This is a genomic window from Collinsella sp. AM18-10 (assembly GCF_003471585.1).
Taxonomy (GTDB): Bacteria; Actinomycetota; Coriobacteriia; order Coriobacteriales; family Coriobacteriaceae; genus Collinsella.
In genome coordinates this window covers 419,330-445,455 of the sequence record NZ_QRJO01000001.1, presented here as the reverse complement: position 1 = coordinate 445,455, position 26,126 = coordinate 419,330, and the positions used below count along the sequence as shown (strand labels likewise).

The 26,126-nt window shown below is 61.0% G+C and carries 20 protein-coding genes; 12 read left to right on the top strand and 8 right to left on the bottom strand.

The genetic code is table 11. The features are described from left to right. Positions 1 to 42 precede the first annotated feature (42 nt). The 6 genes from pflA to DW211_RS01765 form a co-directional block, all read right to left on the bottom strand. The gene (gene pflA / locus DW211_RS01790) at positions 43 to 861 is read right to left on the bottom strand and encodes a pyruvate formate-lyase-activating protein (protein WP_118256610.1); all 819 of its coding nucleotides are present in this window, start codon (positions 859 to 861) and stop codon (positions 43 to 45) included. A 186-nt stretch (positions 862 to 1,047) separates the two neighbouring features. Continuing rightward, a complete protein-coding gene (locus tag DW211_RS01785) occupies positions 1,048 to 1,902 on the bottom strand; it encodes a DegV family protein (protein ID WP_117758360.1) in 855 nt (284 codons plus the stop codon). 437 nt (positions 1,903 to 2,339) lie between these two features. Beyond that, positions 2,340 to 2,591 (bottom strand): autonomous glycyl radical cofactor GrcA3, encoded by a 252-nt coding sequence (gene grcA3, locus DW211_RS01780; protein WP_055252439.1) that lies wholly within the window; start codon positions 2,589 to 2,591, stop codon positions 2,340 to 2,342. Between the two features lie 85 nt (positions 2,592 to 2,676). Beyond that, positions 2,677 to 4,728, bottom strand: coding sequence for a formate C-acetyltransferase (gene pflB / locus DW211_RS01775; protein WP_117758359.1), 2,052 nt, complete (start codon positions 4,726 to 4,728; stop codon positions 2,677 to 2,679). Positions 4,729 to 5,197: 469 nt separating this feature from the next. Continuing rightward, the gene (locus tag DW211_RS01770; protein WP_233540917.1) at positions 5,198 to 6,214 is read right to left on the bottom strand and encodes a 2-keto-3-deoxygluconate permease; all 1,017 of its coding nucleotides are present in this window, start codon (positions 6,212 to 6,214) and stop codon (positions 5,198 to 5,200) included. A 108-nt stretch (positions 6,215 to 6,322) separates the two neighbouring features. Next, the gene (locus DW211_RS01765) at positions 6,323 to 7,072 is read right to left on the bottom strand and encodes an SDR family NAD(P)-dependent oxidoreductase (protein WP_006234857.1); all 750 of its coding nucleotides are present in this window, start codon (positions 7,070 to 7,072) and stop codon (positions 6,323 to 6,325) included. 250 nt (positions 7,073 to 7,322) lie between these two features. Here DW211_RS01765 and DW211_RS01760 point away from each other — a divergent pair, with 250 nt between their 5' ends. From DW211_RS01760 to DW211_RS01745, 4 genes are all read left to right on the top strand, one after another. After that, complete coding sequence (locus DW211_RS01760) at positions 7,323 to 7,772, top strand: MarR family winged helix-turn-helix transcriptional regulator (RefSeq protein WP_118258852.1); 450 nt, start codon at positions 7,323 to 7,325, stop codon at positions 7,770 to 7,772. Beyond that, on the top strand, positions 7,769 to 10,135 hold the full coding sequence (locus DW211_RS01755) for an ABC transporter ATP-binding protein (protein WP_118258850.1): 2,367 nt from the start codon (positions 7,769 to 7,771) through the stop codon (positions 10,133 to 10,135). The genes DW211_RS01760 and DW211_RS01755 overlap by 4 nt, the downstream gene beginning before the upstream one ends. Then, positions 10,135 to 11,991 carry an ABC transporter ATP-binding protein gene (locus DW211_RS01750; RefSeq protein ID WP_118258848.1) on the top strand — a complete coding sequence of 619 codons (1,857 nt, stop codon included), beginning with the start codon at positions 10,135 to 10,137 and terminating at the stop codon, positions 11,989 to 11,991. Before DW211_RS01755 ends, DW211_RS01750 begins: the two co-directional genes overlap by 1 nt. A gap of 569 nt (positions 11,992 to 12,560) precedes the next feature. Continuing rightward, entirely contained in the window at positions 12,561 to 13,592 is a 1,032-nt protein-coding gene (locus DW211_RS01745) for a 3-deoxy-7-phosphoheptulonate synthase (RefSeq protein ID WP_118258846.1), read from the top strand. Between the two features lie 551 nt (positions 13,593 to 14,143). Here DW211_RS01745 and DW211_RS01740 read toward each other — a convergent pair. Further along, positions 14,144 to 15,184 carry an IS110 family transposase gene (locus DW211_RS01740; protein ID WP_233540916.1) on the bottom strand — a complete coding sequence of 347 codons (1,041 nt, stop codon included), beginning with the start codon at positions 15,182 to 15,184 and terminating at the stop codon, positions 14,144 to 14,146. 190 nt (positions 15,185 to 15,374) lie between these two features. Here DW211_RS01740 and DW211_RS01735 point away from each other — a divergent pair, with 190 nt between their 5' ends. The 4 genes from DW211_RS01735 to carB all read left to right on the top strand — a co-directional run bounded on the left by DW211_RS01735 (position 15,375) and on the right by carB (position 21,888). Then, positions 15,375 to 16,583, top strand: coding sequence for an IS1595 family transposase (locus DW211_RS01735; protein ID WP_118258842.1), 1,209 nt, complete (start codon positions 15,375 to 15,377; stop codon positions 16,581 to 16,583). A gap of 46 nt (positions 16,584 to 16,629) precedes the next feature. Then, positions 16,630 to 16,827, top strand: coding sequence for a type II toxin-antitoxin system RelB/DinJ family antitoxin (locus DW211_RS01730; RefSeq protein WP_118258921.1), 198 nt, complete (start codon positions 16,630 to 16,632; stop codon positions 16,825 to 16,827). 305 nt (positions 16,828 to 17,132) lie between these two features. Continuing rightward, a complete protein-coding gene (gene carA, locus DW211_RS01725; RefSeq protein ID WP_118258840.1) occupies positions 17,133 to 18,572 on the top strand; it encodes a glutamine-hydrolyzing carbamoyl-phosphate synthase small subunit in 1,440 nt (479 codons plus the stop codon). A gap of 1 nt (position 18,573) precedes the next feature. Beyond that, on the top strand, positions 18,574 to 21,888 hold the full coding sequence (gene carB / locus DW211_RS01720; protein ID WP_118258838.1) for a carbamoyl-phosphate synthase large subunit: 3,315 nt from the start codon (positions 18,574 to 18,576) through the stop codon (positions 21,886 to 21,888). A gap of 219 nt (positions 21,889 to 22,107) precedes the next feature. Here carB and DW211_RS01715 read toward each other — a convergent pair whose 3' ends face one another. Then, the gene (locus DW211_RS01715; protein ID WP_158551165.1) at positions 22,108 to 22,890 is read right to left on the bottom strand and encodes a GntR family transcriptional regulator; all 783 of its coding nucleotides are present in this window, start codon (positions 22,888 to 22,890) and stop codon (positions 22,108 to 22,110) included. 308 nt (positions 22,891 to 23,198) lie between these two features. On the opposite strand from DW211_RS01715, the gene DW211_RS01710 reads away from it, so the two are divergent. The 4 genes from DW211_RS01710 (at position 23,199) to DW211_RS01695 (ending at position 25,958) form a co-directional block, all read left to right on the top strand. Next, on the top strand, positions 23,199 to 23,633 hold the full coding sequence (locus DW211_RS01710) for a PTS sugar transporter subunit IIA (RefSeq protein ID WP_089572603.1): 435 nt from the start codon (positions 23,199 to 23,201) through the stop codon (positions 23,631 to 23,633). Positions 23,634 to 23,712: 79 nt separating this feature from the next. After that, on the top strand, positions 23,713 to 24,201 hold the full coding sequence (locus DW211_RS01705; RefSeq protein WP_089572604.1) for a PTS sugar transporter subunit IIB: 489 nt from the start codon (positions 23,713 to 23,715) through the stop codon (positions 24,199 to 24,201). A gap of 72 nt (positions 24,202 to 24,273) precedes the next feature. Continuing rightward, positions 24,274 to 25,131, top strand: coding sequence for a PTS sugar transporter subunit IIC (locus tag DW211_RS01700; protein ID WP_089572605.1), 858 nt, complete (start codon positions 24,274 to 24,276; stop codon positions 25,129 to 25,131). Then, positions 25,131 to 25,958, top strand: a complete 828-nt coding sequence (locus DW211_RS01695) for a PTS system mannose/fructose/sorbose family transporter subunit IID (RefSeq protein WP_117759528.1) — start codon at positions 25,131 to 25,133, stop codon at positions 25,956 to 25,958. Before DW211_RS01700 ends, DW211_RS01695 begins: the two co-directional genes overlap by 1 nt. Positions 25,959 to 26,126: the final 168 nt, after the last annotated feature.

Sequence of the window (26,126 nt, the reverse complement as noted above, 5' to 3'; positions counted from 1 at the left end):
AGTCTGTCCCCAATGAGTGCCCTTGGGGGCGAAAATGGCTCGCTAGTCGATGGCGTTTTTGAGTTCGGCGCGGCGCTTTTTCATGCCCGTCATGACGGCGTTGCGCAGCTCGGGCATGCGCGCGGTATCCATCTGGGGCACGCCCTCAAGCTTATAGGGAATCCCCAGCTGCTCGTATTTGACGACACCCATGGTGTGATACGGCAGCATCTCCAGGCCGACCACGTTATGCCACGGGGCGATTAAACGACCGAGCGCCTCGCACTCCTCCACCGTGTCGGTAATGCCCGGTACCACCACGTGGCGGATAACGACCTTGATCCTGCGACGCGCCAGCTCATCGCCAAACGCCAGGATGCGTGCGGGGTCACAACCGGTCAGCCTTTTATGCTCGACCGGGTCGGCATGCTTGATGTCGAGCAAAACCATGTCGGTCTCGTTGAGCACGGCATCGAACTTCTCGGGATGCTGAGGGTCGAAGGCGTAGCCACAGCTATCCAGGCAGGTATGTACACGACCATCGGGGTTGTTGTGCATTGCACGGAACAGGTCGGCCAAAAACTCGGGCTGCAGAAGTGGCTCGCCGCCCGAAACCGTAATTCCGCCGCTGCGGTAAAACTCATGATTGCTCTGGAACTCGTCCATCAGGTGCTCGACGGTCACCATCGTGCCGCCGTTAACCGACCAGGTATCGGGATTGTGGCAATACGCGCAGCGCATGGGACAGCCCTGGACAAACACTACGAAGCGGATGCCGGGTCCGTCGACCGTACCCATCGTTTCAATCGAATGTACGCGGCCCAGGGCAAACGCGGAGTCCTCGGGACGAGCGTCCACACCCTCGAGCGTCATCTCAGCCATTCCCGCTACCTTACCTCTCATTGGTTTTAGTTACATAAATGCCAGAGCCATTCTAGCCCATACGCATGATGGTGAAACGGTTTAGTGGTCAATTGGGTTGTTCTATTTGGCCCCACACAAAAGCGGCGGGAAGGTTGTCACAACCCACCCGCCGCCGAGACAATAGATATCGATAGACGCCAGGCCTTACGCCTTGAGCGTGAGCACCGCGCCGAAGGCGGTCGGGCCGCAATGGCTCGAGATGACGCCGCCGACCTGAGTCCAGGTAATGTCCTTAAAGCCCAGGTCGTGCGCATAGACTTCCATGTCGTCGCGCAGCTCCTCGGAAAGACCTACCGAATATGCCAAGCCAATGTGCGAGTAGTCGATCTCGCCCTTGGCAACCATGTGGTCAATAAAGGCGCGGGCGCATTTGAGCATAGAGCCGCGGAACTTCTTGGTTGCCACGAACTTGCCGCCCGTTACCTCAATGCAGGGCTTAATCTTGAGCAGATGGGCGCCCAGGAACGCGACGTTGGACAAGCGACCGCCCGCCTTAAGGAAGGCAAGGTCCGTAGGAACAAAGCCCAGCAGCACGCGGTCCATGACGGAGTTCGTAAATGCAAAGATCTCGTCGACGGTGGCATCGGGGTGAGCCTCGATGTATTTGGCAGTCTCGACGACAACGAGCGACTGGCCCACCGAGACAAAGCGCGTGTCCATGGAGAACACGTAGTCGCGCCCCTGGGCCGCAATCTTAGAGGACTGATGCGAACAGGTCGTGGCCTCGGAATATGCAAGATGCAAAATAGTCGCGTCGGGTTGCTCGGCATGGATGCGGTCGTACACGTGCGCAAAATCCGCTGGCGAACAGCCACTGGTCTTGGGCATCACACCAAACTCGTTACAGCGCGAGTAAATCTCGAGCGGATCGATCGAGCCGTCCTCGACGGTCTCGTCACCAATCGTGACATGCATAGGCACGCGCACGATGCCGTAGCGCTCGCAGAGCTCCGGCGTCACATCCGACCCAGACTCAACCACGATTACGTACTTGCCCATTATCATCACGACCCATCTCGACGTTGACTATGTATTACACGCGCACGCTCGCCGCCCCATTGAACAACGACTCACAAGCGCCAGAGAGACGCCGCCCTTCGACCACAGCAAAGGACAGCGTCTCCCTGAAAAACTCCGTGCTTCTCTGAGATTTTACACGGTTTATGAAGGAGTGTTACTTATTCCGCAAACGGTAGCTATACGCGATAAACGGTAGCAAGCAAGAATCCAGAACGCTCAACCCATTAGGAGAGTTCCGCCTAAAGGGTGACTACACAGGACCCCGCCGGGGCTGTTTGGGCTACCTCCCAAAATATTCCGCAGGACGCAAGAAGCCCTCGCCGCACGAAGTGCGCAGCGAGGGCTTCTTGCATGTCCGAGGACGTTTTGGGAGGTAGCCCAAACAGCCCCGGCGATCCTGCGGGAGTTAAACCCCTTTAGAACTTGTTGTGGAAGGTACGCGAAATGACCTCGTCCTGCTGCTCCTTAGTGAGCGTGTGGAAGTTCACGGCATAGCCGGAAACGCGGATGGTCAGCTGCGGGTACTTCTCGGGGTGGGCCTGAGCGTCGAGCAGCGTCTCACGGTTGAAGACGTTGATGTTCAGGTGGTGGCCACCCTTCTCGGCGTAAGCGTCGAGCATGTGGACCAGGTTATCGGCCTGAGTCTCAGAAACTTCAGAAACCTTCATAATGTGTCTCCTTCGATTGATAGGCGCCGGCCGAAACCGTCGCTCTAATCAGTAATCGTTATTGTTAGTATAGCACTAACAATAGTTACTCGCCCAGCTGATCAAGGTCGATATCGCCAAAGAACACCTGGTCCTCCTTGCCGAGCGCACCCGGGATGATGGAGAAGGTGTTGGAGATGCCGTCCTGAGCATCGCGGAACGGGAGCTTGGAAACCGAAGACAGCGAAGCGATGGCGCCGTGGCTATCGCGCTTGTGCATGGGGTTAGCACCCGGGGCGAACGGCTGGCCAGCCTTGCGGCCGTCGGGCGTGGAGCCGGTCTTCTTACCGTACACGACGTTGGAGGTAATGGTCAGAACCGAGGTCGTGGGCACGGAGTTGCGGTAGGTGTCGTTCATGCGGATGTACTCCATGAACTGGTGCACAACGTCGTGAGCAATCTGGTCGACGCGGTCGTCGTCGTTGCCGTACTTGGGGAACTCGCCCTCGGTCTCGAAGTCGACGATGATGCCGTTCTCGTCGCGGACGGGGTGGACCTTGGCGTATTTGATGGCGGACAGGGAGTCAGCCACGACGGAAAGGCCAGCGATGCCCGTAGCGAACCAACGATGCACGTGCTTGTCGTGCAGAGCCATCTGGATGCGCTCGTAGCAATACTTGTCGTGCATGTAGTGAATGATGTTCAGCGAGTTGACGTACACGCCAGCAAGCCACTTCATCATGTCGTTGTACTTGGCCACAACGTCGTCGTAATCGAGCGTATCGCCCTCGACGGCGCGATACTTGGGGCCGACCTGCTTCTTGGAGACCTCGTCAACACCGCCGTTGAGTGCGTACAGCAGGCACTTGGCCAGGTTGGCGCGGGCGCCGAAGAACTGCATCTCCTTGCCGATGCGCATGGAGGACACGCAGCAGGCAATGCCGTAGTCGTCGCCGTGGTAGACGCGCATGAGGTCGTCGTTCTCGTACTGAATCGAGGAGCTGGCGACAGAAGTCTTGGCGCAGAACTTCTTGAAGTTCTCGGGCAGACGGGTCGACCACAGAACGGTCATGTTGGGCTCGGGGCTGGTGCCCATGTTCTCGAGCGTGTGCAGGTAGCGGTAGCTCATCTTGGTAACGAGCGTACGGCCGTCAACACCCATGCCGCCGATGGACTCGGTGACCCACTGCGGATCGCCGGTAAACAGGGCCTGGTACTCGGGGGTACGGGCAAACTTGACCATGCGGAGCTTCATGATGAAGTGATCCACGAACTCCTGGATCTGCTCCTCGGTGAAGGTACCGTTGGCAAGGTCGCGCTCAGCGTAGATGTCGATGAACGTGGAGGTACGGCCGATGGACATAGCGGCGCCGTTCTGCTCCTTGACGGAAGCGAGGTAGGCGAAGTACATCCACTGGATGGCCTCCTGCGTGTTGGTAGCAGGGTTGGAAATGTCGAAACCATAGGTCTCGGCCATCATCTTGAGCTCGCCGAGGGCGCGGATCTGCTCCTGCAGCTCCTCACGATCGCGGATGTTGTCGGCGGTCATGACCGTCGGGGTGGAAGCCTTCTGGGCCTCCTTGTCCTTGATCAGGTAGTCGACACCGTACAGGGCGACACGACGGTAGTCGCCGATGATGCGGCCGCGGCCATAGCCATCGGGCAGACCGGTGATGATGTGGGCCGAGCGGCAGGCGCGCATCTCGGGGGTGTAGACATCGAAGACGCCGGCGTTGTGAGTCTTGCGCTCGAAGGTGTAGCGCTCGACAACGTTCTCGTCGATCTTGTAGCCGTGCTGGCTGGCAGCCTGGCAAGCGATGCGGATACCGCCGTTGACGTGCAGCGCGCGCTTGAGCGGCTTGTCGGTCTGGAGGCCGACGATGGTCTCCTTGTCGCGATGGGCGTTATCGATGTAGCCAGCGGGGTGGCTCACGATACCCGTGACGGTCTTGGTGTCCATATCGAGGACGCCGCCCTGCTCGCGCTCCTTGAGCAGCAGGTCGAGAACCTCGCCCCACAGCTCCTTGGTACGCTCGGTCGGGCCGGCGAGGAACGACTCGTCGCCCTCGTAGGGGGTGTAGTTCTTCTGGATGAAGTCTCGGACGTCAACCTCTCCCGTCCAGATGCCTTCCTTGAAGCCTTCCCATGCCTCCTGCATTGTGTAACCACGCTCCTAGTTACGTGTAATGCGGCGCTCTCTCACACCGCTGCTTATTGAATTCTTGAATGTTCGGCTTGCACTACCGGCTTCTTCCGTTCTTCACCACACGTTGGTGCAGGGAAAACGTTTGTCCACCTTGGAACTACAACCCAAAACCCAAGATTTCACCCGTTTGAGAAGGATAACATAGCGACCCTCTCCATCTGGGCTGTTATATGTTTCTTTTTTTATATCATAAAGGCGTTTTTTACAAACCCGCAGGAAATGCGAGCGCGAACAACTACCGTTCACCGATTTCTTTGGTATTTTTCCTTGCCTTTGTACGACGTTCACTCTAGCTGTTATGTCAGCTTTATCAGAGTAAAGTACCCCAGAGACCCTTCAGAAACTGAAGGGCGGCCACGGGATTTCCCCCGGGGCCGCCCTATGGCGTGGCTAGTTATTTAGCTTTGATTGCCGTTTGGCATTAGGCGGCTGCGGAGGCCTTGTCGGTCGTTGCCTTGCCGTTGCTCTGCTGGCCCTCAAAATGCTTGTAGCACCAGCTGGTGACCAGCGGGGTCAAAATGGCCGTCACGATAGCACATGCTGCAACCTGTGCCGTAGCCGTCGCGAGCACGGCACCACCGTACATGGCCCCGTTGACGCTTGCCATGGCAGCAGGCGTGGCCACATTGGCTCCGGCGCAGCTCGAAATGGCCGCACCTGCGACACCCGTGCCGCCCGTGAGCTTATCGACCGCGATGACGGGAATTGCAAAGATCACCGAGCAGATCACGCCGAGCAGAATACCGGGAAGACCGCCATTAATGAGCTGGCCAAAGGTCATGGTCGAGCCCATGGCAAAGAAGACGAGCACGATGACGGCGGAAAGTGCCGGCGCCATCATCTTCTTAAAGCTGGGGAAGAGGTTGCCCAGGATAATGCCGACGACGATCGGCAGGATGGCGCCCACGAGCGACCAGCCGATCGGAGCCTGGCCGGCGGCGCCAAGGACAATCATCGTGACCGGAGGGCCGACAACCAGCGTGGTAATGGCGACGGCGCCACGCTCGGCCTCGTTGCCCATGGTGCCCATCAGTCCAGCGTACATAGCGTTGTTGGCACCCGTGCAAGCGGCCAGCATCACCATGGCCGAGATACCAAACAGGTTGTCGTTGAACACATAAAGGATGAGCAGCGACACGGCAACGACAACGATCTGCTTGACGGCGATGATGATGGCGCCGCGGGCAGCGGCGGCAGGAGCGCTCTTAAACGAAATCGTCGTGCCGACGATGAGCAAAAAAGCGCCAACAAGCGGGCCTGCGCCCTGCTGGGTCATGCCGAGCGTAAAGCTGCCGAGCGTTTTAAACAGGTCGGGGAACAGCGTGTTGAGCAAGCAACCCAACAGAAGCGGCACCAAGATATTGGCACCCGGGATGGAGGACATCTTAAAGAACGGCTCCTTTGCCGCCGGCGCCTCCACCGCAGTCGATTCACTCATATATATCTCCTTTGGATGCATGCGAATCGTAGCCGCACGCGCCTTTGTCAGAAAGAAGGCGACGGTCCCGAGTCGCAGGAGCCGTCGCCGAATAATCGTCGTGGGGTATTACCCGTCCAGGACGATGCCGCCGTCGCAGTCGCCGATCTCGCCGTTCACGAAGCTGGCGAGGTCGGAAGCGAAGAACAGCACCATCTGCGCAGGCTCGCTGGCCTGGGCGGCGCGGCCCAGAGGAATACCGTTGATGATGCGCTGAGAGTTCTCGTCAGAGAGAATCGAGGTCATATCGGTAAGGGTAAGTGACGGGCACACGGCGTTGCAGCGGACGCCAAACTTGCCGCCTTCCTTGGCGACTGCCTTGGTTAGGCCGTTGACGCCGGCCTTGGAGCTTGCGTAGGCAGCAGTGCCGAGCAGGCCGCCGCCGATCTTGCCCGCAACGGAACTCACGTTGACGATAGTGCCAGCATGGGCCGCCTTAAAGTGCGGGTACACGGCGTTCATCATAGTGAAGGTACCGTTGAGGTTGATGTCGATGGTACGACGCCACTCGGTGTCATCGATCTCGTCGAACTTCTTGGTGCTGATGACGCCAGCGCAGTTGATCAGGATGTTGGTTTGCGGCAGGTCCGTAAAAATCTGCTCGACGGTCTCGCGCGCCTTGGGTGCATCGGCGACATCGAGCTGATAGAACTTGTTGCCCTCGCCAAGCTCGGCCACCGCGGCCTCGCCCTTGGCAGCGTTCCTTGCGATGAGCGCGACGTGTCCGCCGCCCGCAACGATACCCTTGGCAATCTCGAGGCCAATGCCCTGAGTGCCACCCGTGACAATCGCGGTCTTGCCCGTGAAGTCAAATGCCATGACTCCATCCCCCTTTATATAAGGTGTCTCCTTGCGGGAAGTTGGAGCATCGCACGTGGCGATAAATGAGTCCCAGTCGTCATGGTGGTGACAACCCCTCGCCTAACCGCGGGCATAATAGTTCTTTGAAACGCTTCAGCAATTGAATTTTTTAACTCTTTATGCGCTCTTTATATTGCCCACTGAATGAGGCCCGAATATGCGGGTATCATCTTTCACCGAAAATAGTTTCTAGTGTTAGGGGTTTTCGGTGGAAGATACCGATTTCCATGAGCTTGGGCGTCAGCTCTTTACCGAGTTTGGCAGCATGCATCATCGCATTTCACGCTCTGCGGACAAAGCTCTCGGCGGCGAGATGGCCGTCATGCGCGCCCTCATGCTCGCCGGCGGCTCGCTCACGCCGAGCGAACTCGCCGATCGCGCCTGGGTCTCGAGTGCCCGCATCGCCAATATCTTACGCACTCTCGAAACCAAGGGCTGGGTCGAGCGCGAGCACTCAAAGACCGACCGTCGTCGCGTACACGTCACGGTGACCGACAAAGGCCGACAAGATATCGAAATCAAGCGTCGCGAATTCGAGGACCGCACCGCGGCCTTCCTCGAACAGCTCGGCGAAACAGATACCCAAGAGATGGTGCGCCTTCTAAGGCGAGCCAACGAAATTATCGATCGCAATCACGAAAGGAGAGATGCCGAGTGAGGATTCTCAAGCTTTTTAAAAAGCATATCCTGGCGCTGCTCACGGCTATCGTACTTATCGTAATCAGCTGCAATGCCGACCTAGCGCTACCTACGTATATGAGTGACATCGTCGATGTGGGCGTGCAGCAAGGCGGCATCGCCTCGCCCGTACCCGACACCATTCGAGCCGAATCGCTCGATGACCTCAAGCTCTTTATGAGCGCCAAGGATGCCAAAGCGGTAGAGGCCGTGTTTAGCAAGGCAGACAACAACGGCATTCGGACGTACAAGGGCACCGAGGAAGAGCGCGCCGATGGCGGCAAGATTGCTGACATTATGAGCCTGCCCGAGACCGTCGTCCTTTCGCTCAACCAGGGCATCGACGCTGGCTCCATGGGCGACATGATGGGCACGTCCAACGAACAAGACAACAGCACCGCCCAGGCCATGCCCTCCCCCGAGCAGATGGCGGCGATGACGCCCGAGCAGCTCGCCGATATGCAGCAGAAGGCCGCAGCGGCGCAGAACATGCAAAAGCAGATTGATGCCGACGGCGGCAAGGTCACCATGAAGAGCCTGCGCCTAGGTGTCGAGGGCGGTCTGGTAGACCAAAGCAAGCTCGTCGAAGGCGCCAACCAAATGGCGGACAAAATGGGCTCCATGTCGGGCTCCATCGTGACCCAACGCGCCGTGAGCTATGTGCAAGACGAGTACAAGGCGCAGGGTATCGACCCCGCCGACGTGCAGAACGCCTACCTGGGCCGCATGGCGACCACGATGTTTGGCCTGTGCCTGATCTCGCTGGTCGCCACCATCCTGACCGGCGCTGTGGCGTCGCGCACCGCCTGCTCCATCGCCCGCGACCTGCGCCGCGAGACCTTCAACAAGGTCATGCACTTCTCGCCGGCCGAGGTGGGCAAGTTTAGCCAGGCCTCGCTCATCACCCGCTGCACCAACGACATTCAGCAGATCCAGATGGCAGCGACTCTGTTCATTCGCATGTGCCTCATGGCGCCTGTCATGGGCGTCGTCGCCGTCATGCGCGTCCTGGCCAACCACACCGGCCTGGAGTGGACCATCGCCGTGGCCATCATCGCGGTCTCGGCCGTCGTCGGCGTGCTCATGGGCCTTACCATGCCCAAGTTCAAAAAGATGCAGAGCTTTGTGGACCGCGTGAACCTCACCGCCCGCGAGCTGCTCGACGGTCTTATGCCCATCCGCTCGTTCACCCGCGAAGAGCATGAGCTCGAGCGTTTTGACAAGGCATCACTCGACCTGATGACCACGCAGCTCTACACCAACCGCGCCATGAGCTTTATGATGCCGCTCATGATGCTCGTCATGAACTGCATCACCGTGCTTATCGTCTGGTTTGGCGCGCAGGGCGTGTCCGACGGCGTGATGCAGGTCGGCAACATGATGGCGTTTATCTCCTACACCATGCAGATCGTCATGGCGTTTATGATCCTCACCATGGTTTCGGTCATCCTGCCCCGCGCCGAGGTCGCAGCCGAGCGCGTGGAAGAAGTCATCACTTGCCCCACGAACATCAACGACCCTGCCTCGCCCAAACTGCCCGTGGCCAGCGCACCGCGCGGTGAGCTCACCTTCCGCGACGTGAGCTTCCAGTATCCCGATGCCCGCGCCGACGTCATCAGCGGCGTAAACTTCACCACGCACGCCGGTCAGATGCTCGGCATCATTGGCTCCACGGGCTCGGGCAAGTCCACGCTCGTGCAGCTCATCCCGCGCCTGTACGACGTCACGGGCGGCAGCATTTCGCTCGACGGCATCGACGTGCGCGACATGACCCTTTCCGAGCTGCGCCGCCGCATTGGTTACATCCCGCAGCAGGGTCGTCTGTTCTCGGGCACCGTTGAGAGCAACCTCAAATTTGCCGGCGACATGGTGAGCGATGATGACATGCGCCAGGCGGCACGCATCGCACAGGCCGAGGACTTTATCGCCGAGCGCGAGGGCGGCTACGACTCCCCCATCAGCCAGGGCGGCTCCAATGTCTCGGGCGGCCAGCGCCAGCGTCTGGCCATCGCCCGCGCCCTGGCCAAAAAGCCCGAGGTCGTGGTGTTCGATGACTCGTTTAGCGCCCTCGACTACAAAACAGACGCGCGCCTGCGCGAGGAGCTTGCCAAAAACGTTACCGACGCCGCGCTCGTGGTCGTGGCCCAGCGCATCGCGACCATCATGCACGCCGACCAGATCATCGTGCTCGACGACGGCCACGTGGTGGGCACCGGTACGCACGAGGAGCTGCTGCACAGCTGCCCAGCGTACCTGGAGATCGCACAGTCGCAGCTTTCCGCCGAGGAGCTGGGGCTCACCCAAGAAGAAATTGAAGCCGTCATGGAAGGAGGCGAGCGCTAATGGCAGACAAGACCAAGACTCAGATTCCCAAGCCCACCCGTCAGCGCGGTCCCATGGGCCGCATGGGTGGCATGGGCCGCGGCGAAAAGGCCAAGGACTTTAAGGGTACCATGAGGCAGTTGCTCGGCTATATCGGTCAACACAAGGTTGCCGTGTTTGCCGCCGTCGCCTTTGCCGTGTGCTCGGTCATCTTTAACATTGTGGGACCCAAGGTGCTCGGCCAGGTTACGACCAAGCTGTTCGAGGGCCTGGTTGCCAAGGTCAACGGTACCGGCGATGTCGACTTTAACTGGATCGCCAAGACGCTCGGCTTTTTGCTCTGCCTGTACCTGGCGAGCTCTGCCTGTAGCCTGATCCAAGGCTGGCTCATGACTGGCGTCACGCAAAAGATCTGCTATCGCATGCGCAAGGAGATCGCCGCCAAGATCGCCGTCGTGCCGATGAGCTACTTTAACGGACGCAGCAAGGGCGACGTGCTCAGCCGCATCACCAACGACGTCGATACGCTCGGCCAGTCACTCAACCAGAGCGTGACGCAGCTCATCACGTCGGTTACGCAGATTATCGGTGTGCTCGTCATGATGCTTTCGATCAGTCTGCCGCTTACCAGCGTCACCGTGCTCACACTGCCGGCCGCCGCGATTATCCTGACCGTGATGATTCACTTCTCGCAGCCGTACTTCCGCGAGCAGCAGCAGGTTTTGGGCACCGTCAACGGCATTATCGAGGAGGACTTTGCCGGTCAGAACGTCATTCAGGTGTTCGACCGCGCCGAGGCCTCGATCGAGGAGTTCGACCGTCAAAACGACCGACTGTTTGTGAGCGGTTGGCGCTCGCAGTTCCTGTCGGGCCTGATGATGCCGCTTATGAGCTTGGTGGGCAACATGGGCTACGTGGGCGTTGTCGTGGTGGGCGCACAGCTCGCGCTGACCGGCAATGCCACGCCCGGCGACATCCAGAGCTTTATCCAGTACGTGCGCAACTTTACGCAGCCGGTGCAGCAGCTGGGCAACGTGAGTAACACGATGCAGTCGATGGCCGCCGCAACCGAACGCGTCTTTGAGTTCTTGGCCGCGCCCGAGGAGGAGCAGAAGGCCGACGCCCAGATTCCCGAGAAGCGCCCCGGCCACGTTGAGTTCGACCACGTCAAGTTTGGCTACACGACCGACAAGACCATCATCCACGACTTTAGCTGCGAGGCGCAGCCCGGTCAGACCATCGCCATCGTCGGCCCCACCGGCGCCGGCAAGACCACGCTCATTAAGCTGCTGCAGCGCTTCTACGACGTGGACGGCGGCTCGCTGCGTGTCGAGGGCGTCGACGTGCGCGACTGGGATCGCGCGGCGCTGCGCGGCGAGTTTGCCATGGTGCTGCAGGATACCTGGCTGTTTAACGGCACCATCCGCGAGAACATCCGCTACGGACGTCCCGATGCGACTGACGCCGAGGTCGAGGCCGCTGCACGCGCCGCACGCTGCGACCACTTTATCCATACGCTCGCCGGCGGCTACGACTTTATGATCAACGAGGAGGGCACCAACCTCTCACAGGGCCAGCGCCAACTCGTGACCATCGCCCGCGCCATTTTGGCCGACCGTCCGGCGCTGATTTTGGACGAGGCGACTTCCAACGTCGATACCCGCACCGAGGAGCTCATCCAGCGCGCCATGGATGCGCTGATGCAGGGCCGCACGAGCTTTGTCATCGCGCACCGCCTGTCCACGATCCGCAACGCCGACGTGATCTTGGTAATTCGCGACGGCGACATCGTCGAGAAGGGCACACACGACGAGCTGCTCGCCCAAGGCGGCTTCTACGCCGACCTGTACAACTCGCAGTTCGACGAAGCGGCGTAAATTCTGCCGCAGGGAACGAATAACGCCCGAGAACGGGGGCGCAGGACAGCCTGCGCCCCCGTTTTTGCTCTGCGGCCCTCGAACCGCCTCCCCTGGGACCTGATTGACGCCCTCCCTCAAGGCCCCGTGGACAAAAAATGGCAAATATGAGTACTGTCACCTTTTTAGTAACAGCCAAAACTGCCCCAAACGACCTCATTGCGGCCTAGACATGCCTTCAAATTGATCAAAATGCCCGGTAGCATGCTTCTGTGTGCCAACGTTAATGAACATATTTACTGTTGTGTCTATTATCTTGTAAGATCGATATGATACTACGCTAGCAACAGTACTCATATTTGCCATTTTTTGTCCACAGGGTATGCCGCAGAAGATCCAACTTGCTCCAGCGTGCCGTACGTTGGCCCTCCCCTTCCGGCGAGCGCCGACATTTCCCCAGATAAAACCGACCAAAATAAACCTGTCCCTTTTCGGCAGGTTTCACTTGCACTTTAGCGTGCGACAGCGGATAATGCCGAGCATTCGAGAATTCGCCAATTGTTGCCGTTAATTGATAAAGGAGGCCCCATATGGCCATGGAATTCAAGCGCAGGTTGCCGATCCCCATGGAGATCCGCGAGGAAATGCCGCTTTCCGCCGAGCTTACCGCCAAAAAGCAGGCATTCGACGCCGAGGTCGCCAAGGTCTTTACCGGCGAGGACGCACGCAAAGTGCTCATCATCGGCCCGTGCTCTGCCGACCGCGAGGACTCGGTGCTTGAATACATGAACCGACTGGCCAAGGTCGCCGAAGAGGTCAAGGACAAGCTCATCATCATTCCGCGTGTCTACACCAACAAGCCGCGCACCAAGGGCACCGGCTACAAGGGTCTGCTGCACAACCCCGACCCCGAGGCGCCCGATGACCTGCTCGAAGGCGTTAAAGCCATTCGCCACATGCACCTGCGCGTCATCGAGGAGACCGGTTTCTTTACCGCCGACGAGATGCTCTACCCGTCCAACTACCAGTACCTCGTCGACCTGCTGAGCTACGTTGCCGTGGGCGCGCGCTCGGTCGAAAACCAGGAGCATCGCCTGGTGTCGAGCGGCATTTCGGTGCCCGTCGGCATGAAAAACCCCACCGCCGGTTCCACCACCGTCATGCTTAACTCCATCTACGCCGCCCAGGCACATCAAAGCTTCATCTTCCGCAACTGGGAGGTTGAGTGCGACGGCAACCCGCTCGCACACGCCGTCATGCGTGGCTACATCGGTCTCGACGGTCGCACCTACCCCAACTACCACTACGAGCACCTGGAGCGCCTGGCCGAGCGCTATACCGAGCATGCCGGCTACGCCAACCCGGCGGCGGTCATCGACTGCAACCACGACAACTCGGGCAAGCGCCCGCTGGAGCAGTACCGCATCTGCAAGGAGGTGCTCGACAGCTGCCGCCGCAACGAGTCCATCTCCAAGCTGGTCAAGGGCTTTATGATCGAGTCTTACCTGGAGGATGGCAATCAGCCGGTCGATGGCGGTGTCTTTGGCAAGTCGATCACCGACCCGTGCCTGGGCTGGGAAAAGACCGACTACCTCATCCACGAGATCGCAGAGCGTATTTAGAGTTACGGCGTTTTGCCAAACGCCGTAACCGGCCGACGCTGCAAACCCGTCAGAGCGGCAATCTGCCTTTCAGCTTCGACGGCATGACCAGAAGGTCAATGCCGCCTCGCTTCAAGGCACCTTGCTCGCTCTGGCGGATTTTCGCTGTCGTTGCCAAGACATCGGCGTTGCCAAAGCCGGCACTTGGGAACGCTCCTTTTGAGGTAGTCGTGACATTTAGGGACGTTCCTTTTAATATGAGCAGGACATTGTCAAGAGGCAAAATCGGGCCTGGCCCCAACGATATGGGGTCAGGCCCTCTCCCTATATCAACCCGTCCGCGGCGACCTCGGCGTGTCTTACCGACGCTCGTCTTTGCAGTTTAATATCCGCCCGTGGCGATCTCTCGCTGGGCAATCCGTTGCTACGGCTGAGGCTTCTACGTCGAACCGACAGTCTGTGCACGCGTGTGGCGCCCTGGGCGCTCGCAGAAAAGGGACCTGAGGTTCGCCTCAACGGCTTCGGATCGAACCGCTTCCGGGATGACTGGCTTATGTGCGGGGGACCGCCCCCTACGCCTCCTCGGCCATGAGGCCGACCGCCCACACCCAGCAGGCGAGCTCGCGCGCCGTGGCGACGTTCGCCTTGTTGCTGTGGACCCCGCGCGCGAGCAGGGCCCCGCGCCTCTCGACCAGCCTCCGCACGCCCTTGGCGGCATGCCTCCGGGCGGCTGGGTCCGGGGCCTGGCCCTTGGCGAGGTCCTTCGGCCGCCCCGAGCACGTCAGGTAGTGCCACGCGGCCTCGACCAGCGTCTTTCTCAGGTGCTTGTTGCCGGCCTTGGTGATCGCGCCCCTGCGGTCGCTCTCCCCGCTGGAGTGCTCGGAGGGCGTCAGGCCGACCCACGCGGCGAACGAGCGGGCGTTCCTGAACCTGGAGAACTCGCCGGCCTCGAACACGAGGTCGGCGGCGGAAGCGGTGTCTACGCCCTTGAGGCAGCGCAGGGAGTCGACCCTCTTCCGCCACCTGGGCTTGCGGGCCTCGGCCTCGACGAGCCCCTCGAGCCTCGCCTTCTCCTCCGCCGCCCGCCTGACCGCGTCGACGTAGTAGGCGAGCACGTCGTTGTCGGCCCCCTCCGCGAACCTAATCGACTCGATCCAGGACCAGTGCGCCCGGGTCCAGTTACCCTTCCCGCGGCCGGTGGGCGTCCTCTCGTCGAAGACGAGCCCGTGCCTGAGCAGGAACTTGGAGAGCCGCTGCTTCGAGCGCGAGAGGTCGTCCCTCGCGTCCTCGAGCGCCCTGGTCAGGTCGCGGGCGGCCTCGCACTCGTCGTCGGGGACCCACACCTCGACCACGTTGCCGACCGACAGCATGCGGGCGAGGAACTCGGCGTCGTTGCGGTCGTTCTTCCTGCCCCTGTCCGCGCTGGGCTTGATCATCTTCGAGACGGCGCCGACCACGCAGTCGACCCCCAGGCCGGAGAGCCTCTTCTGCAGGTCGAAGCCCGTGACCCCGGACTCGTACACGCACCTGGCCCCGGGGTCCACGGAGCGGACCCACTCCGCGACGGCGCGGGCGTGGACGTCGAGGCCGACGAAGGTGGTAGTATCGAGCATGGGAGCCCCTTCCATGAATGCGGCGTGGCCGCCGCGGCTGAATTAGACACTCACCATTGTCGGCCTAATCCGCGGTCTTTCATGCAGCAGGGGCTCTCAATGTTTTAGGCTCTGTTAGACCAGGATTGACATACATGTGTCCCCACGGTGCCATATCGTTGACCCCGTAGACCGCGATGATGGGGGCAGCATGAACGCCGAAGACCTGGTCCTCAACTTCAAGAAGGACATGGCGAGCCTCAGCAGGACCGAGCGCCGCCGCGCAATCGAGTCCGTCAGGGACGTTATCCGCGCGGCGGCGTTCGACGACGCTGCCGGCTCAACCTATGAGGTCGAGCGCTGCCCGCGCTGCGGGTCCGCCGCGGTCGTGAAGAAGGGCAAATCGAGGAACGGCGAGCAGCGCTACCTCTGCCGGGGCTGCGGCAGGACCTTCGGCATGGGCAGCGGGCGCATCCTTGGGACGAGCAGGCTGCCGAGGGAGACCTGGATGGCCTACGCCGAGTGCTTCGTGCTCAAGCTGCCCCTGCGCGAATGCGCGAGGCGCTGCCGCGTCTGCCTCCTCTGCCGGGGCTGCGGCAGGACCTTCGGCATGGGCAGCGAGCGCATCCTGGGGACGAGCAAGCTCCCGAAGGAGACCTGGATGGCCTACGCCGAGTGCTTCGTGCTCATGCTGCCCCTGCGCGAATGCGCGAGGCGCTGCCGCGTCTGCCTCAAGACCGCCTACACCATGCGCCACAGGCTGATCGAGTGCCTCTCGGCCTACTCCCCCTCGTTCAGGGTCGAGCGGGGCTGCGGCTGCGAGCTCGACGAGACCTATTTCCCCGAGTCGTTCAAGGGCAACCACACGAGGGGGTCGTTCGCGATGCCGCGCCCCTCCCGGCACCGCGGCAAGCAGGTGCACAGGCGCGGGCTGTCGCGCGAGCGGATCTGCGTCATGACCGGAGTGAACGACTCGAACGAGACGTTCCTCGAGGTCACGGGGCGGGGCGCCCTGTCGAGGGGGCGCGCCATGGACGCGCTGAGGGGCCGCATCGCGGCCGGCTCGGTCGTCGCGACCGACAGGGCGGCCGCCTACGTCGGTGTCCTCGCCGAGCTCGAGGTCGCCGCGCACGCGGCCTACGACCCCAAGGACCGCTCCGGGGGAACCATCAACCGGGTCAACACCGTCCACTCGCTCCTCGGTGCCTTCATGGAGCCGTTCAGGGGCGTGTCGACGAAGCACCTCGATGCCTACCTCGCCTGGTTCAGGTGGTGCCGGACCTTCATGGCGACCGATTCCGGCGCCGCCGAGCGCACGGTCGCGCGGCAGCTCGCGCACGGCGTCTGCAGGAGCCGCGTCCGCGACATGTTCAACGTGGAGCCGCCCTACATGGACTACTGGGCCGCGCCCGCCGCATAGAGGCGGTAGAATGGTCGCACCGCGATACACGAGGAGGGGTGAGGCCATGCCGTCGAACATACCGGCCACGACGATCCGCATCGACCCGGAGGTCAAGAAGGAGGCCACGGCCATCCTGGACGAGCTCGGCCTGTCCATGTCCACCGCCGTCAACGCGTTCCTCAGGGCGCTCGTCCGGGAGGGCGGGATGCCGTTCGAGATGAGGGTCAGGACGCCGGTGCCCGACGGGGAGACGGCGAGATAGCCGGCAGGTCGGCATGAAACGGCAGGGCCAGGCGAGCAACTCGTCCGGTCTCGGGCGCATCGCCCCCTTGCCGGATTCAAATCCGACAAGGGGGTGACCGCTGTGCAATCGCAAGAAGATGATGGGGCGGAATGTCAATCCTGGTCTAACAGAGCCTTAAATAATCATTATGCATAGAAAGTCATAATTATCATTTCGTAAACAATTTGATGAAATTAACGCCATGAGGCATGCTTGCGGTTACAATACCGCGAGGCCTAACTACACACCTTTAAGCCGGTCCTGTGAGACCGGGAAGGAGAATTATGGCGAACAACCATACCGCGGGCGCTGCCGCCCGCACCTTCGCGCCCAGCGAGCTTTGCCAGCATATGCTGGCCAAAACCAGCAAGGGCACCTGCGGTCCCTGTATCCTGTATCTTGAGGATGGGACCATTTTTTATGGACGTGCATGCGGCGCCGAGGGCACCGCGACCGGCGAAGTCTGCTTCAACACCTCGCTCGAGGGCTACTTTGAGGTCATGACCGACCCGAGTTATGCCGGCCAAATTGTAACCATGACCTATCCGCAGATCGGCAATTACGGTATCGACGAGACCGATGTCCAGTCGGCCTTCCCTGGCGACGCCGTGCGCCCTGCGAGCGCTCCGGCTATGCGCGGCATGATCGTTCGCGACACGTGCGCCACGCCTTCTAACTGGCGCTCGGCCGTCAGCGTGCCGGAGTACCTGCGCGCTCACGGCATCGTCGCTATCGAGGGTGTCGACACCCGCGCTCTGGTGCGCCATCTGCGCGACAATGGTTCCAAAATGGGCATTATCTCGACCGAGATCTTCGACGTCGACGAGCTTGCCGAGCGTCTGGCCGCAGCGCCCACGCTGGTAGGCGAGAACCTGGTCAAGACCGTAAGTTGCCCCGCGCCTCACGAGTTTGTGGCCGCCGACCTGCCTGCCACGCATGACTTTGCGCTTGCGGTTGCCGCTCCTGCCCGTCACAAAGTGGTCGCCTACGACTGCGGTGTGAAGCGCGGTATTCTGGAGGGCCTGGTCCGTGCCGGCTGCGACCTCACCGTCGTGCCGTGGGATACGCCCGCGAGTGAGGTGCTCGACATGAATCCTGATGGCGTCTTTTTGTCCAACGGCCCCGGCGACCCCGATGCCGTGGTGGAGACCTACGAGCAGGTGCGGCAGCTGATCGGCAAGGTGCCGGTCTTTGGTATTTGCCTCGGTCACCAGATGATCAGCCTGGCCTGCGGCGCCCAAATGGAAAAGCTTAAATTCGGTCACCGTGGCGGTAACCAGCCGGTTATGAATCTGGTGAGCCGTCGCGTGGAGATCACCGCGCAAAACCACGGCTTTGGCCTGCTGTTCCCCAGTCTGGGCAAACTGATTCCGGAGCTTTCCGGCGGCGAAACCGAGCATGCGGCCGATGGCGACCTGCGCGCCTGGGTGCGCCGCGGTATCGCGCCGGTCGTGATGAACGAGCGCTTTGGCCGCATTCGCCTGACACATGTGAACCTCAACGACGGCACCGCCGAGGGCATCCAGCTGCTCGACGCCCCGTGCTTCTCGGTCCAATACCACCCCGAGGCTTCGCCCGGCCCCACCGATGCCCACTATCTCTTTACCGCCTTTACGCGACTCATGGACGGCGAGGAGAACTACCTGGACATCGACACCGCGAAGGACCGCCTCGCCGGCTGGAATTTCGCCGAGTCCGAGAACGCTGCGACCGAGGAGAACTAACATGCCTAAACGTACTGACATCAAGCGCATCCTCGTTATTGGTTCGGGCCCTATCGTCATTGGCCAGGCCTGTGAGTTCGACTACTCCGGCGCACAGGCCTGCAAGGTGCTCAAGGAGGATGGCTTTGAGGTCATCCTGGTCAACTCCAATCCGGCGACCATCATGACCGACCCGGGTCTTGCCGACCGCACCTATGTCGAGCCCATCACCGCCGAGTTTATCGAGCGCGTGATCAAGAAAGAGCGCCCGGACGCGCTGCTGCCCACGCTGGGCGGCCAGACCGGTCTGAACGCCGCCGTCGAGCTGGCAAAGGACGGCACGCTCGACAAGTACGGCGTCGAGATGATCGGCTGCGACCTGGCCGCTATCGAGCGCGGCGAGGACCGCAAACTCTTTAACGAGGCCATGGCCGAGATCGGCCTGGAGGTTGCGCGCTCGGGCTATGCCTACAGCGTGGCCGACGCCGAGGCTATCGCCGAGCGCGTGGGATATCCCTGCGTACTGCGCCCGAGCTTTACCCTCGGTGGCGCCGGCGGCGGCATCGCTCACACCCACGAGGAGCTCGTCTCCATCGTGAGCCAGGGCCTTGAGCTCTCGCCTGCCCATGAGGTGCTGGTCGAGGAGTCCATCGAGGGTTGGAAAGAGTATGAGATGGAGGTCATGCGCGACCACGCCGGCAACGGCATCATCGTGTGCTCCATCGAGAATCTCGACCCCATGGGCGTGCACACCGGCGACTCCATCACCGTGGCGCCGGCGCAGACGCTCTCCGACCTTGAGTACCAGCGCATGCGTGTCGCCTCGCTCGCCATCTTGGGGAAGATCGGCGTCGAGACCGGCGGCTCCAACGTGCAGTTTGCCGTGAACCCCCAGACCGGCCGCCTGATCGTCATCGAGATGAACCCGCGCGTGAGCCGTTCGTCCGCACTGGCCTCCAAGGCCACGGGCTTCCCCATCGCCAAGGCCGCCGCTCGCCTGGCCGTGGGCTACACGCTCGACGAGATCGTCAACGACATCACCAAGGCAACGCCCGCCTGCTTTGAGCCCACAATCGACTACTGCGTTGTCAAGGTGCCGCGCTTTGCCTTCGAGAAGTTTAAAGGCACTGATCCTACGCTCACCACGCGCATGAAGGCCGTGGGCGAGATTATGGCGATCGGCCGCACCTTTGAGGAGGCCTTCGGCAAGGCCATGCGCTCACTGGAGGACGGTCACCAGGGCATCTGCGCCGGTGGCAAGGAGGGTGCCGACAAGCTGAGCGACGATGAACTCGCCCAGGCCGTGGGTACCCCGACCGAGCACCGCATCTTCTTTGTGGTCGAGGCCCTGCGCCGTGGCTGGGACATCGCCCGCATCCATGCCGTCTGCGGTATCGATCCGTGGTACCTCAACCGTATCAACGACATGGTGCAGGTCCAGGAGAGCATCCGCGGCCTGCGTGTGGAGGATATCGACGCCGACGCGATGCGCCTGCTCAAGCAGTACGGCACGAGCGACGCCGAGATTGCCGCGCTGACCGGCTCGGACGAGCGCTTTGTGCGCGCCTATCGCAAGGGTCTGGGCGTGGTTCCCAGCATGAAGACGGTCGATACCTGCGCTGCGGAGTTTTCGAGTGCCACGGAGTACCACTACAAGACGTACGAGAACATCTACCGCACGAGCCCGGATGCCAAGAAGTGCGTGGCTCCCGACGAGACCACGCCGGCGGACAAGCCCAAGGCGATGATCCTGGGCGCCGGCCCCAACCGCATTGGCCAAGGTATCGAGTTCGATTACTGCTGCGTGCACGCGAGCTACGCACTGGCGGCTCGCGGCTTCGAGACCATCATAGTCAACTGCAACCCCGAGACCGTTTCGACTGACTACGACACCTCGGACCGCTTGTACTTTGAGCCGCTCACCTACGAGGACGTCATGGACGTTATCGATGTCGAGCGCCCCGACGGCGTCGTGGTGACGCTCGGTGGCCAGACCCCGCTTAAGCTGGCGCGCATGCTCGAGGAGAGCGGCGTGAACATTATGGGCACCAAGCCCGATGCCATCGACTTTGCCGAGGACCGCGAGCGCTTCGCCGCTCTGCTCGACAAGCTGGGCATCATGTACCCGCCGGCGGGCCAGGCCACCTCGTTTGAGGAGGCCGAGGCCGTGGCCGCGCACATCGGCTATCCGCTGCTGGTGCGCCCGAGCTATGTGCTGGGCGGCCGCGGCATGATGATCGCCTACGATGCCGAGCATCTGCGCGATTACATGGCCGAGGCTGCGCGCATTAGCCCCGACTACCCGGTGTACCTGGACCGCTTCCTGGAGGGTGCGATCGAGTCCGACGTCGACGCCCTGTGCGATGGCGAAGAGGTATACATCGGCGGCATCCTGGAGCATATCGAGGAAGCCGGTATTCACTCCGGCGACTCCGCGACCTGCATCCCGCCGTTCAGCTTTAGCGAGAGCCTGCAGGCGAAGCTCCGCGAGACCACGCGCCGCATCGCGATGGCGCTGGGAGTCCGCGGTCTGGTCAACGTGCAATATGCCATCAAGGGCGAGACCGTCTACGTGATCGAGGCCAACCCGCGCGCCAGCCGTACCGTGCCGTTTATCTCCAAGGCCACCGGCGTGCCGCTGGCCAAATGCGCGGCGCGCATCATGGCAGGCGATTCCATCGCGAGCTTGGGCCTGCCGAGCGACGAACGTCAGCTGGACTGGTTCTGCATGAAGGAAGCCGTCATGCCCTGGGGCCGTTTCCCGGGAGCCGACGTTATCCTGGGGCCCGAGATGAAGTCGACCGGCGAGGTCATGGGTATCGCCAAGAGCTATCCCGAGGCATACGCCAAGACGCAGCTGGCGATCGACTACAACCTGCCCGACCCGAGCGCCGGCAAAGTGTTCATTAGCGTGTGCGACCGCGATAAGCGGCATATCCTTTCGGTTGCGCGCATCCTTCGCTACCTGGGCTTTGATATCTGCTCCACCGAAGGTACGGCGCGCGTGCTGCGCGGCGGCAACGTGACCTGCGAGATCGTGGAAAAGATCAGCGGCCCACATGATGGCGAGCGCCCCAACATCGGCGACCTCATCGCCGATGGCAAGATCGCGGTGATTATCAACACGCCGTACGGCCCAGGTTCGCGCGGCGACGGCTATCTGTTGCGTACCGAGGCGGTGCGCCGCGGCGTAACCTGCGTGACCGCGATGTCTGCCGCCAACACGTACGTGAGTGCCATCGAGGCGGTGCGTGAGGACCAGCAGGGTCACGGCAGCGCCAACGACATGGGCATGGACGTCATCGCCCTGCAGGACCTGCCGCAGTACACGGTGTAGATTGAGCTGGCCGGCCGGGGCGGAGGGGGCTGAGTTTCCCCCTTCGCTCCGGCTGCAAGCAGAGTCGCTCAGTGGGAAACTCAGCCCCCTCCGCCCCGGCCTGCGGTGACTTGGCTGCACCGTGTGCTGCCGAAGGGGCTTTGTGCGATGACTAGGGCTGAATAAAAAATGAGTGTGGGCGCCGTCGTTCGTTTGAACGACGGCGCCCACGTTTTGGATTTATTGGGCTGTGGCGGTGAAGGTTGTTTTGTCGGCGGCGATGTGCACGTGCAGCTTTGCCTGACCGTCGCAGCTGATGAGCACGCCTACCTCGAACGGGGTTCCTGTCTTGTCGTAGGTCGAACGCACGATGCGCATCGCCGCCTTACCGGTGTTCTGTCCCAAAAGGCGCGCCTCATGCTTGTCGAGGTTGACCGTCTCGTAGACGGCATCGACGCTTGCGGGCAGGATGCCGGTCTTTTCCGCGATATAGGCGTAGAGCGAGCCATCCACGTCTTTGCGCGTGAGCTCGGGGCAAAGTGACACGGGGATATAGACGTAGTTGAGCTCCATGGGTTTGTCGTTGGCGAGACGCAGGCGGCGAATCTCCCAGACGGGTGTCCCTTCGGGCACTTTGAGCCCAGAGGCGATGCCGCGGACGGCCGGTATGCTTGAAAAGGCGAGAATCTGCGAGCTCGGAACCCGTCCCGCTTCGCGCATCCGCGCGCTGAAATTCAGGGCCAGGTCGATGCCGGGTGCTGAGGTTTGGGGTTTGATGAACGTGCCCTGCCCACGTTTGCGCACCACGCGCCCCTCGATGACGAGATCTTGGAAGCAACGGCGCACGGTCGCGCGCGATAACTCTAGCCGCTCACAGATTTCGAGCTCGCGTGGCAGCGGCGTCTTGGTGTCGAACGCCTGGCTGGCGATAAGCAGGGCGATTCGATGTTTAAGTTGGACATAGAGCGGCGTATCACCGCTGCGGTCGAAAGGTTCGGAGGCGAGAAACGAGATCATATCCATGGGGTACCTCCATGTCGTGGGCGTACGTGACATGGTCTGACACTGCGGGGCAAACCGGAGATGCCAGGCCCGATTCTTGCTGGTATGTATGGTGCATAAGGAACATAAAACATTTATCAGGCAATCTACCTGCTATTTTAAAAATAATTAGAAGAAAAAATAATTTAGGCACAAAAATAGTTACTACCGTTAACCGATGAATAGTTGCCGTTCGCAACTATTTTCTTGTACCGAACATGCCCCGGCGCAACAATAATCTCAGCAAAAAGCAAAGCCGTGCGACACACGGCAGGTCGAGAGGAGACCGCATGCGGTATCTGGTAATGGTCAGTCACGGAACGCTCGCTCCCGGACTGCACAGTGTCCTCAAGATGCTCGGCAATGACGCCCCGAACATCTTGTCGACGAGTCTCGTGGACGGCATGGGCGCTGACGAGTATGTCGAGAACGTCAAGGCGATGCTCGCTCCCGTTACCGCCGATGACGAGGTTGTCCTGCTTGGTGACATCCTGGGCGGATCGCCGCTCACCAATGCCATGAACACGCTGGCCGAGAAGGGCCTGCTCGCCCACACCATTGCCTTCGGCGGCATGAACCTGCCCATGGCTATGACCGCCATGATGGGGCTTGCCACCATGGACCTGGATTCCCTCAAGCAGATGATGCTGCAGGAGGGCAAGAACGGTATGTCCGAGCTCGTTGTCCCGACCGATGACGCCGACGACGAGGACGACGACATCTAGGCAGCGCATCCGCCCAAATTTTTGTGATGGAGCGGGGGTTAAGAGGAAAGACCCCTGGTGATAAAGAAAGGGAGAACGCATGATTTCGTTCATCCGTATTGACGACCGTATGATCCATGGACAGACCGTTACCCGTTGGGCCCTCGAGTATCCCTGCGACGGTCTTATCGCCGTCAACGACGCTGCAGCGTCCAACCCCGTGCTCAAGGAGGCCTACAAGAGTGCCTCGGGCAAGAAGACGTTCGTGTGGACCAAGGAGCACTTCAAGGAGGTCTCCGAGAAGGTTCTCAAGTCCGACACCAAGTACTTCCTGATCACCAAGAACCCGCTCGACATGAAGGAACTTCTCGTCGATTTTGGCTTTAAGCCCGGCATGGACCGCATCATCGTCGGTCCCTGCAACGATCGTCCCGGCACCACCAAGCTCGGCAACAACCAGTCGATCACGCAGGAAGAGGCCCAGGCGCTCGAGGACCTCACCAACGCCGGCTACACGGTCGAGTTCGCCCTTATCAAGGAGAAGTCCATCGGTGAGTGGCCCAAGTTCCGCGGTCAGTTTGGCTTCTAGTTAGGCGCCAGCCGCATTTTGGTATCTACAGCCCTGGGGGAAAGGGGCTGAGGAATAAAGAAAGGGGAAAGCATGGCAATCAATGCATTCCAAGCCGCGCTGTTCGGCCTGTTCGCCTGCCTGGCATCACTGCCTGGCATGGGCGGCACGACGATCGGCAACTACACTCTGGGTCGTCCTCTGGTCGCCGGCCTCATCGTCGGCATCATCATGGGCGATATGCAGACGGGCATCCTCGTCGGCGCTGCCATCCAGGTTGTCTACATCGCTCTCGTGACCCCCGGCGGAACCGTCTCCGCCGACGTCCGCGCCGTGTCCTATATCGGCATCCCGCTGGCGATCCTCGCCATCAAGAACTCGGGCATCGATCCCGCCTCCGCTGAGGCTGCCGGCATGGCCGCATCCCTCGGTGCCGCCGTCGGCACGCTCGGCACTGTGCTCTTCTATGGCACCGCCACCATCAACCTGGTGTGGCAGGGCATGGGGTGGAAGTGGCTCGAGAAGGGCGATCTCCACAAGCTCTACCTGGTCAACAACGTTCTGCCTTGGATTGGTCACATCGTCTGCTCGTTCCTCCCGACGTTCATCATCACCATGGGCGGCACCGCCATGGTCGACCTCATGAAGACCTACATGCCCATGGACGGCATCGCGATGAAGACGCTGTTCACCGTCGGCTCGCTGCTGCCTACCGTCGGTATCGCCATCCTGCTCAAGCAGGTCATCTCCAAGCCGACGGACTTCCTCACGTTCTTCTTCGGCTTCACCCTGTCCGCTGTCATGGGATGCAACCTGATTGCCGCTGCCGGCATCGGCTGCTTCTTCGCCCTGATCAACTATGAGATCGCTTCGCTCAAGATCGACCTCGCAAACGCTCCCAAGGCAGCTATCGCCTCGGGCTCCGATGATGAGGAAGAGGAGGACATCTAATGGCAGAGAAGAAGAAACTCTCTAAGAAAACGCTTGCCAAGTCGTTCCGCAACTGGTCCTATGGCAACCTGACTTGCTTCTCGCAGGAGCACATGCAGACCTTCGGTTACCTGTGCGCCATGCTTCCGATCGTCGAGGAGCTCTACGACACGCCCGAGGAGCAGAAGCAGGCCCTCCAGACCTACTCCGCGTTCTTCAACACCGAGCCGCAGATCGGCACCATGATTGTCGGCGTCACCGCCGGCCTCGAGGAGGCTCGCGCAAACGGCGAGGCCATCGACGACGACGCCATCAACGGCATCCGCGCCGGCCTCATGGGCCCGCTCGCCGGCCTTGGCGACTCGCTGATCGTCGGTACCCTGATCCCGATCCTGCTCGGTATCGCCCTCGGTCTCTCGACCGGCGGCTCCCCGCTCGGCGCTATCTTCTATATCGTCGTGTGGAACCTGCTCATGTACCTCGGCATGCGCTTTGCCTACAACCAGGGCTATGAGCTCGGCGGCAAGGCGGTCGAGGCCCTCGTTGGCCCTAAGGCAAAGGCTCTTCGCGATTCCATCGTGATGGTCGGTACCATGGTCATCGGTGCCGTGGGCGCAACTTGGGTCTCCATCACCTGCAGCCCCAACCTGGTGCTGCCCGGTGGCGGTAAGTTCCAGGACACGCTCGATGGCATCTATCCGCACCTGCTGCCGATGATCTTCATCATCTTCTGCTGGTACATGATGACCAAGAAGAAGGTCAACCCCATCGTTATGATGCTGATCCTCGTTGTGATCGCATTTGTGGGCGTTGTTATTGGCTTCTTCGACCCGGCACTGAGCTACTAGTCATCATCCCCTGGCCCCCTGTAAGGCCGTGCGGCCTCAACCGCACGGCCTTCTGATTTTGCGCCGCCCTTCAAGGGCAATATGGCCAGCGACCTCCATCGCCTACACGACACCCGCTATATTGCTCTTGAAAGATGACGTATTCGAAAAACGATGTACTTGCACATG